The organism is Streptomyces sp. NPDC057543, assembly GCF_042801895.1.
Lineage (GTDB): Bacteria > Actinomycetota > Actinomycetes > Streptomycetales > Streptomycetaceae > Streptomyces.
Genome location: NZ_JBHVFF010000078.1, coordinates 20,164 through 29,040, shown reverse-complemented (window position 1 = coordinate 29,040; position 8,877 = coordinate 20,164). Strand labels below are relative to the sequence as shown.

9 protein-coding genes and 1 tRNA gene are annotated in these 8,877 nt (G+C 68.1%); 5 read left to right on the top strand and 5 right to left on the bottom strand.

Going from position 1 to position 8,877, the window contains the following annotated elements; all coding sequences use genetic code 11:
- Nucleotides 1-115: 115 nt before the first annotated feature.
- A complete protein-coding gene (locus tag ACFU8Q_RS15970; protein WP_266747048.1) occupies nt 116-580 on the bottom strand; it encodes a GatB/YqeY domain-containing protein in 465 nt (154 codons plus the stop codon).
- 79 nt (nt 581-659) lie between these two features.
- On the opposite strand from ACFU8Q_RS15970, the gene ACFU8Q_RS15965 reads away from it, so the two are divergent.
- Both ACFU8Q_RS15965 and ACFU8Q_RS15960 read left to right on the top strand, forming a co-directional pair.
- Nucleotides 660-1,598 carry a metallophosphoesterase gene (locus tag ACFU8Q_RS15965; RefSeq protein ID WP_384453444.1) on the top strand — a complete coding sequence of 313 codons (939 nt, stop codon included), beginning with the start codon at nt 660-662 and terminating at the stop codon, nt 1,596-1,598.
- Between the two features lie 101 nt (nt 1,599-1,699).
- Nucleotides 1,700-1,773: transfer RNA gene (locus tag ACFU8Q_RS15960), tRNA-Pro, on the top strand.
- Between the two features lie 92 nt (nt 1,774-1,865).
- Here ACFU8Q_RS15960 and ACFU8Q_RS15955 read toward each other — a convergent pair.
- Together ACFU8Q_RS15955 and ACFU8Q_RS15950 are read right to left on the bottom strand one after the other, a co-directional pair.
- The gene (locus tag ACFU8Q_RS15955; protein ID WP_384453441.1) at nt 1,866-2,129 is read right to left on the bottom strand and encodes a tyrosine-type recombinase/integrase; all 264 of its coding nucleotides are present in this window, start codon (nt 2,127-2,129) and stop codon (nt 1,866-1,868) included.
- Between the two features lie 329 nt (nt 2,130-2,458).
- A complete protein-coding gene (locus ACFU8Q_RS15950) occupies nt 2,459-2,872 on the bottom strand; it encodes a hypothetical protein (protein WP_384453439.1) in 414 nt (137 codons plus the stop codon).
- A 624-nt stretch (nt 2,873-3,496) separates the two neighbouring features.
- On the opposite strand from ACFU8Q_RS15950, the gene ACFU8Q_RS15945 reads away from it, so the two are divergent.
- Together ACFU8Q_RS15945 and ACFU8Q_RS15940 are read left to right on the top strand one after the other, a co-directional pair.
- Nucleotides 3,497-4,510 (top strand): sporulation protein, encoded by a 1,014-nt coding sequence (locus ACFU8Q_RS15945; RefSeq protein WP_384453436.1) that lies wholly within the window; start codon nt 3,497-3,499, stop codon nt 4,508-4,510.
- 2 nt (nt 4,511-4,512) lie between these two features.
- Nucleotides 4,513-4,746: a twin-arginine translocase TatA/TatE family subunit gene (locus ACFU8Q_RS15940; RefSeq protein ID WP_384453434.1), complete on the top strand. Its 234-nt coding sequence runs from the start codon at nt 4,513-4,515 to the stop codon at nt 4,744-4,746.
- Between the two features lie 132 nt (nt 4,747-4,878).
- On the opposite strand, the gene ACFU8Q_RS15935 is transcribed toward ACFU8Q_RS15940, so the two are convergent.
- Complete coding sequence (locus ACFU8Q_RS15935; RefSeq protein WP_384453431.1) at nt 4,879-5,382, bottom strand: FBP domain-containing protein; 504 nt, start codon at nt 5,380-5,382, stop codon at nt 4,879-4,881.
- Between the two features lie 1,561 nt (nt 5,383-6,943).
- Here ACFU8Q_RS15935 and ACFU8Q_RS15930 point away from each other — a divergent pair.
- Nucleotides 6,944-7,750, top strand: a complete 807-nt coding sequence (locus tag ACFU8Q_RS15930) for an SGNH/GDSL hydrolase family protein (protein ID WP_384453428.1) — start codon at nt 6,944-6,946, stop codon at nt 7,748-7,750.
- 241 nt (nt 7,751-7,991) lie between these two features.
- On the opposite strand, the gene ACFU8Q_RS15925 is transcribed toward ACFU8Q_RS15930, so the two are convergent.
- Nucleotides 7,992-8,831 (bottom strand): class I SAM-dependent methyltransferase, encoded by an 840-nt coding sequence (locus ACFU8Q_RS15925; protein ID WP_384453426.1) that lies wholly within the window; start codon nt 8,829-8,831, stop codon nt 7,992-7,994.
- Between the last annotated feature and the right edge of the window lie 46 nt (nt 8,832-8,877).

The window sequence follows — 8,877 nt, the reverse complement described above, 5'->3', positions numbered from 1 at the left end:
CGCCCGGGCCGAGATGCTTCCCGGTCCGGGCGCCCCACCTTCGTACGTCCTCTTCCGTATGCCGCTTTCCGTACGTCCTCCTTGTACGCAGCCCGGCTTTGTACGTAGCCCTGCCTCAGCCCGCCAGGAGCTTCTTCACCGCGGCGGCCACCCGGCCGCCGTCCGCGCGCCCCGCGACCTTCGGGTTCACGATCTTCATGACGGCGCCCATCGCTCGCGGCCCCTCGGCCCCTGCGGCCTTGGCCTCCTCGACGGCGGACGTCACGATCGCGCCCAGCTCGTCATCGCTCAGCTGCTTCGGCAGGTACGCATCGAGGATTTCGCCCTCCGCCTTCTCACGCTCGGCCTGCTCGGTCCGGCCGCCCTGGGCGAAGGCCTCGGCCGCCTCGCGGCGCTTCTTCGCCTCCTTGGCAATCACCTTCTGCACCTCGTCATCGGAGAGCTCGCGCGCCGTCTTGCCGCTGACCTCCTCCTTCGTGATGGCGGTGAGGGTCAGTCGGAGCGTGGACGAGGTCAGCTCGTCACGCGCCTTCATGGCCGTGGTGAGGTCTTCCTTGAGCTTGGACTTGAGCGTGGTCATGTGCTGATTGTGGCAGGTACGGGGCGCCGGCCGCGCTCCGGTTTTCTTCTCGCCGCACGGTGTCTGCGACGATGGGCACATGCGCGCACGCTACGGAGTACCCCTGAAAGTCACGGCAGTCGGCGCAGCGGTCGGCGCAGCCGGCCTCGCCTACGCCGCCGGATTCGAGGCCCGCTCGTTCCGCCTGCGGCGGGTGGCCATCCCCGTACTCCCGCACGGGGCACGCCCGTTGCGTGTGCTCCAGGTCTCCGACATCCATATGGTGAGCGGCCAGCGCAAGAAGCGCGCCTGGCTGCAGTCACTGGCCGGCCTGCGTCCGGACTTCGTCGTGAACACCGGCGACAACCTCTCCGACCCCGAGGCCGTGCCCGAGCTGCTCGACGCACTCGGTCCGCTGATGGAGTTCCCGGGCGTGTATGTCTTCGGCTCGAACGACTACTACGGCCCCAAGCTCCGCAACCCCGCCCGCTACCTCTTCGAGAAGGTCCAGGGCAAGCATGGCCTCAACGGGAACGCCCCCGCGGTCGGCGTCGTCCACAACCCGTGGGAACCGATGCGTGACGCCTTCGACGAGGCGGGCTGGCTGGGCCTGTCCAACACCCGCGGCAGCCTCAAGATCGACGGCCTGGAGATCGCCTTCACCGGCCTGGACGACCCGCACATCAAGCGCGACCGCTACGCGGAGGTGTCAGGCGGCCCCGAAACTGGCGCCGACCTCTCCATCGGCGTGGTCCACGCCCCCTACCTGCGCTCCCTCGATGCCTTCACGATGGACGGCTACCCCCTGATCCTGGCCGGTCACACCCACGGCGGCCAGCTCTGCATCCCCTTCTACGGAGCCCTGGTCACCAACTGCGACCTGGACACGGACCGGGTCAAGGGCCTCTCCACCCACTCGGTCGACGATCACCGCGCCTACCTCCACGTCTCCGCAGGCTGCGGCACCAACCGCTACACTCCGGTCCGCTTCGCCTGCCCGCCCGAGGCGACCCTGCTGACCCTGACACCCCGGGACTGAGCGCCCACGACCCCCTCGCCCTCAGCTGCACATAAACCGGATTTCGTCTGCGGGCGCGGGTGGGCTAAAGTAATCGATGTCGCCGGGACACCGGTGACGATCGGGGTGTAGCGCAGCTTGGCAGCGCGCTTCGTTCGGGACGAAGAGGTCGTGGGTTCAAATCCCGCCACCCCGACAGCTGAAACACCAGGTCAGAGGCCAGGTCCTAGATTTAGGACCTGGCCTCTGTCGTACCCGGGGGCCAAACAGGGGGCCAAAGGCTCCTGATCAAGACTCGCCGTCACTGCACTCGGCCTTGAACGCGAAGATCTGGTCCATCGCCTCTGCTTCCTGAGTGATCACAGTGCAGAGCTGCTTGCGACAGACGGCCTCTGCAGTCGCCTGGCTACTGTGCCCCACCAACATCGAGATCCGCTTCAGCGGGATGCCGTGGTCCGAGAGCAGCGACACGAAGCTGTGCCGAAGCTCCCGAGGCGTCCACTCCGGCTCCAGGCCCGCCTTCCTCACGATGGTCCGGAAGTCGCGGCGCACGTTGGCGGCATCGAGAGGCTCTCCGCTCCTGGCGGTGAAGACACGACCCGCGGGACCCCACTCGATCCCGTGGGATGCCCTCTCCTGCTTCTGCCAGCACATGTGCTCTTTTCGAGGACTTCCACCTCTTCGCGGATTTCCACCGCCTGCTTCGGCAGCGCAATCGTCCGCCGGCTCTTCCGGGTCCTGGTCTCCCCGTGGCGTCGAACGGATTGCCATACCGCGACGTGGGGCGCGGCTCCTCGATTGGGCGAGCAGTCGCGCGGACCTTGTCGTGGGTCACGTCCGCAGTCCGGTGCACGAGCGTGTACGAGCTACTCGGCGCAGCCTCAGTATGTTCTGCGGCGCAGGCTCCGCACGAAGAGCGGCACCGACAACAGGAGCAGGGCTCCTTCGACAGCCAGGCTGACCAGCCCGAGTGGCTCCGTCCAGTTGCCGATGTCGTCGCTGTTGTCGGGCAGTCCCGGACCCCTGGAGAGGATGTAGCCCAGCAGAGGACCGAGGGCGACCATGGCTGCCAGCAGCCATCCCAGTCGGACGAGGCCGATGAGGAACAGCACGGCGGCGACGACGGCCGCGATCTCCAGGACGTGGTAGGCGACGCCGATGTAGTAGGGGTCCCTCGTTGCACTGATGCCGCCTTGGTCCACGACATGGATGGCGGCCACCGCGAGGCACAGCAGGGCTCCCGCCCACCTGGCCACCCGGGTAGCCTCCGGCGCCCTCGCGGTGTGGTGTGACATGCGGAGGTACCTTCTCTTTCCTTCAGCGCGTGCCTGCCACGCCGCGATCCCATCCGCCCGGTTGACTCCTGAACAGGCAGCGCGTCGCACTTGTGTCAGATCCCAGCCTCAGCGGGCGGCTGCCCGCCGTCGCCCCCGGCAGTGCAGACGAGTGACACAGAAGAGGTACCGTCGCGGACGCCGCTCCTCCACCAGCAGCCCGGGCGTCCACGGCGTAGGGACTCCGCAGGCCTGGCGGGCAAAGCGCCGTTCCGTGCAAGGGCACCGACCCCAACGCCACCGGTGGACGGCGCTGCGCCGGCTACGGCTCTCCCCCACCACGCTGTGGCTCGTTCCGGTCGGGAGGATCGGTTGATCCTGATCAGTGGAGAGGGCGGCAGCCCCCTACCGCCATCGTAAAGGCACGGCAAAACGCGCTCGTCAAGCGCGTATCGCGGCCGGTTGAGCGACGTATTTCGGACGTTCCAGCAGCCGGGCCCCAGATGCACTGGACTGTGCAACAACGCCCCCTATGCTTCTACAGACCTGTAGAACGCGGAGTGCTCGCGGCCGATGTTCCCGGCCCGTACCCGCGGCCTTCCCCTGCCTCAACGCACGTACGTAAGTAAGGGAGTGGACGCCACGATGGTGTTCAAACGGCTGCTCGGCTCGCTCGGCGTGGGCGGCCCCATGGTGGACACGGTCCTCGTGCCGGGCGCGGTGCTGCCCGGCGGCGGCCTCTCGGGCGAGGTCCGACTGGAGGGCGGCGGCGCGGACTTCGACATTGAACACATCACCCTGGAGCTGGTCGCCCGGGTGGAGGCCGAGCACGAGGACGGCGAGAGCCACGGCACCGTCGCCTTCGACCAGTACGTCGTCGGCGGCGGCTTCCGCCTCGCCCAGGGTGAACACCGCAGCGTCCCCTTCACGGTGAACCTGCCGTGGGAGACGCCGATCACCGAACTGTACGGACAGCAGCTGGGCATCGTCCTGGGCGTGCACACCGAGCTGTCGGTGGCCGGCGCGAAGGACAAGGGCGACCTGGACACGCTCACCGTCGGCCCGCTGCCCGCGCAGGAAGCGATCCTCGAAGCGTTCGGACAGCTCGGCTTCGGCTTCAAGTCCGCCGACCTCGAATACGGCCGCATCGGCGGCACTGGCCAGCGGCTCCCCTTCTACCAGGAGATCGAGCTGACTCCGGCGCCCCAGTATGCCCACGCGGTCAACGAGATCGAGGTGACCTTCCTCGCCACGCCCGGCGGCATGGAGGTGATCCTGGAAGCCGACAAGCGCGGCGGTCTCCTCTCCTCCGGTCACGACGCACTCACCCGCTTCACCGTCTCCCACGACGACGTCCCTCACCACAACTGGAACGGCCTGGTCGACGGCTGGGTCCGCGAACTGATCGAGCACCGCTCGTCGTACGGCTCCAACTCGTCGTACGGACATGTTGGTTACAGCCACCACGGCGACCACGGCCGGCACGAGGAACACCACGACGACGGCCGCCGGTCCGGCCCGGGCCTGGGAACCGCGGTCGCGGTGGGCGCGGCCGGACTCGCCGTCGGCGTCGTCGGCGGCATGGTCGCCGCTGAAGTCGTGGACGAGGTGGGGGACTTCTTCGAAGGGGACGACGAGGACGAGGGCGGCGAGGACTGACCATGTTCGGCATCAGCGAGATCGCGATCATCCTCATCGTCGTCATACTCGTCGTCGGTGCGAAGAAGCTGCCCGAACTCGCCCGTAGCGCAGGCAAGTCGGCCCGCATCCTCAAAGCCGAAGCGCGGGCCATGAAGAACAAGGACGCGGACAACACCACGGCCCCGGCGCCCCGTGTCATTTCCGGCGAGACGATCCCTCCGCGGAGCCCGGAGCAGGACGCGCGCCCTCAGTGACGCGTGTCCTACGGGCGGGGTGTGCGACTGCGCCCTCAGCCGCACACCCCGCCCCTCGCGCTCACAAAGAAACCGGTGTGTCGATGCGCCGGTCGGTTTCTCCACGCAAATACGGGGTGTGCCCGTCGGGACTCACCCCACGGTGACCTTGGCCACGAAGGCATCCAGGTTGTCCGACATACGCGCGAGGCGTTCGCCGAGGGTCAGGGACTCCTCGTACCGCCCGTAACGCAGCTTCGGCTGCCGCTTGCCGCGCAGATACAGGGGGCAGGCGAGGTCCCCGCAGATGTAGATACCGACCGTGTTGCCCTCGCGGCCCCGGGCGCCCGCCAAAGGGGCGGCGAGCAAGGAGACCCCGGAGGAGGCGTGGCCCGTCAGGCAGATCTGGCACATGCTGGACTTCACGGCGCTGGTGCGCCTCACGGAAGGTATCCGCAGGGAGATCCCCAGCACGCCCTGCGGCCGGGGCAACACGAGATGTGCCCTCAGTGGCGCTCCCGGATCCACCCACCCCAGGAAGTCCAGTTCCTCCCAAGGCAGTTCTGCGAAGTCGAGCGGCAACCGAAGCCGCGCCGCGTCGCCCTTGGTGCAGTTCACGAAGGATGAGCGGATCTGTTTCTCACTGAGCGGTTCCACGGGCGTCGACCCTACGTCCGACCCGGCCTGCACGCATCTCAATATCCGACCCGGCCTGCACGCATCTTTGATGTCCGCTTGATCCGCCGGGCAGTGCCGACCCCCGCCCGAAGCGCCACCACGCTCGGTACGAATCTCATGACAGCCCGAGAGCAACCACGGCCACCTCGCGCGAGCACACGGAAGCGGGTCATGGCTTCTTCAACACCGGCACGGAGCACCTGCCCGACATGCACCTTTCATACTCACATGCGAATCTGGAACTGCCCGTCGTCCGAGAACCGCTACAGGAGGCACGATCGTGGGCAAGAAGCAGAGCCGACAGAACCGCGGTGCCCGCACCGGCGGCCACGAACGCAGCGCAGCTCCGGAGACGAAGGAACAGACGCCGCGAACGGCTGGCCAGGACACGGTGCACGCGATCTCAGAACAGGTCTCCCACCGGAAGCAGCGGAGGTTCGGCCACAACTGATCCTCGGAGATCTACACGACAACCGCCCTCTGTGGTGGCACCCATGCCGGGTGCCACCACAGAGGGCGTTTTTGCGGATCCGGCCCTACGCACAGTGCACGCGGGAGCATGGGGCACCCGAATCCTCCGACACCGGCACCGACGGCCACTTCCAGGAATTCGCCCGGGACGCGACACCGGCTGGTACGCGCGGACCGCGCGCGTGCGCCCGGCCATCGGCGTCCCGGACGAAGTGCCCAGACCCAGGGGCTGAGGTTGCGGGAGCCATGGACGTCGTGGAGGGCGCGGGTGAACAACCAGTGGCAGGAGTGGGCACGGCGGCGGGCGGCGGCGGCCGGGAGGGCCTGGCCCGGTCGATGGCCTGGTGGCCGTCGACGGCCGCCTGAACCTCGCCCCGGCCCCTCGTGGTCCAGATAGATACGTATCAGTCACTCATGCTTCACGTCGTCCTCGGCGACCACTATGCGTGCGCTCAACGAGACTCCTCGGCCGGGCTCCGCCGTAACTGGTGTACCAGTTCCCGTACGAGCCGCCGATGCGTAACCGGAGCGGGCACGAGGTCGCATACGTCGACCGGTGATCCGCGCGTCCATACGCACGACGGAGACGTTGGGTCCCGACCCCACCGGCGACCAAGGAGACGTCATCGCCGGACATCGGATGCGTGACACCCCCGGCACTAGATCTCCCGTGCCCAGAAACGGAATTCGGCCTGGCGGCAAGGCCGCGTGAACACCACCCACCGGGCACGTACGCAGGAAGCGGCGCAGGCGGGCATGCCGGTCCCTCCGGGCGCACCGCACCCCCCGGACACACCACGCCATCCGGAACACACCGGCCGGCCCCTCCCGGATGGCGCGATGGCCACGAGGGCACGACCCTCCAGCAAGGCCGCACGAGCCTCCGCTCGCACCAATCGAGGTACGTCCGGAGGTTTATCTACGCGCGGAGCTTCGATGACCGAACGATCATTCGGGCATATCAGACCAGTTCTTCCCCAGCTATTACCGGCGGGTACCAAGAGCTGCTAGAAACGTGGCGCTCCATCAACCCCCCACCCACCCCCCACACTTCGGAGGGCTGACAGCCATGTCAGTACGGAGATTCTGGGCGTCCGCATCCACTCTGGTCCTCGCCGCCGTGGCCGCTCTGGGCGTCGCCCAGCCGGCCTCGGCAACCTCCTCGGCCGCCGCCGGCGGGTACGTCGCTCTCGGCGACTCGTACTCGTCCGGCGTCGGCGCGGGGAGCTACCTGTCCGACAGCGGCGACTGCCGCCGCAGCACCAACGCCTACCCCTACCTCTGGGCAGCTGCGAACTCACCTTCGTCCTTCGCCTTCGTCGCCTGTTCGGGCGCCACGACGAGTTCGGTGGCCGGCAGCCAGCTGGGCGCGCTGAACTCGTCCACCGGCCTGGTCAGCGTCACCGCCGGCGGCAACGACGTCGGTTTCGCCAGTGTCATGCAGGACTGTGTGCTGTCCAGCGAGGCCACCTGCCTGAGCAGTGTCCGCTCGGCCGTCTCGCAGATGCAGAACTCACTGCCGTCCGGCCTCGGTTCGCTCTACGGCGCCATCCGTTCACGGGCTCCGCAGGCGCATGTCGTGGTGCTGGGCTACCCGCGCTTCTACCAGTTGAGCGGGACCTGCATCGCCGGGCTCTCGGAGAACGAGCGGGCGGCCATAAACGATGCGTCCGATGTCCTGAACGGTGTCATCGCCAAGCAGGCGGCCAACGCCGGATTTACGTTCTCCAGCGTGGTGGACGAATTCACCGGGCACGAACTGTGCTCCGGTGACGCATGGCTCCACAGTGTGTCGATACCGGTCTACAACTCGTATCACCCGAAGGCCGCCGGACAGACGGGCGGCTACCTTCCGGCCTTCCGCTCGGCCGCGTAGGACGCGGACGAGGGAGGTACGACCGGCGGTACTGACATACAGAGGTACAGAGGTACAGCCGGCGATACAGAGATGCGGCGGGCTGCCGGGAGCGGGCGCTTCCGGCAGCCCGCCGCAGATCTGTTGCGGTTCAGGTGCAGATGCGGGTGCAGGCAAGTCGCTTCGGGTACGGGCGATGGCGTTCGAGCGGTGCGGAGCAGGGCCGCGCGGGTAGGCGCGGGTGGCGGTCGCCAAGGCCCGGTTACGCGGTCTCGGCCGGCCTCGACGCCTTGATCGAGTACATCAGCGGAATGCGCGGACGGTCGGTGGGGAAACGGTAGGAGCCGTCGCCCTGCCGCTCCAGCGTAGCGAAGCGGGCGAAGAGCGAGACGTCGTGCTCGTGCAGGAACTCGATGCGCAGCCCTGCGGCGGCCAGCGCCGACACCACGTCGCCGATCGGGTGCTGCCATTCGACGCTGCGGTTGTGGACGGTCGGTGCGTCGAAGTCGGCGTACGTGCCCGGCGTCTCGTCCACCCACGCGTCGCGGCTGAAGTAGTCGTGCACGACCTTCGTACCGGTCGAGTCGTCGAGGCAGTCCGTGATCGGGTGGAACTCCGCCAGGTAGAGGAACCCCCCGGGCGCCACGAGCGAAGCTGCCGTCTCGGCCCAGCGCCGGGTGTCGGGCAGCCAGTTCAGCGCTCCGACGCCGGTATAGACGATGTCGTACGACGAGTCCGGGACGGCCTCCGCCGCATCGTGGACATCGGCCGCGACGAACGCCGCCCGGTCCTGGGTGAACCCGAGCTCGCGGGCCAGACCGCGCGCCGTCTCGACGGCCGGTTCGGAGAAGTCCAGGCCGACGACGTGCGCGGCGCCGTGCCGGGCCCAGGAGAGGGTGTCGACCCCGATGTGGCACTGCAGATGCAGCAGAGACTTGCCCGTGACGTCCCCGACCTCGGCGCGTTCGAAATCGCGCAGCGCGTCCTTGCCGGCGCGGAAGGCGTCGAGGTCGTAGAAGTCGCTCACGGCGTGGATGGGGACCCGCTCGTCCCAGTGGGCACGGTTGGCCCGGTGCCAGTCGTCGGGGGTCGATGCATGCATGTCCGGGAGGTTATCCACAGGCTGAGGGCGACGCGAACGGATTGTC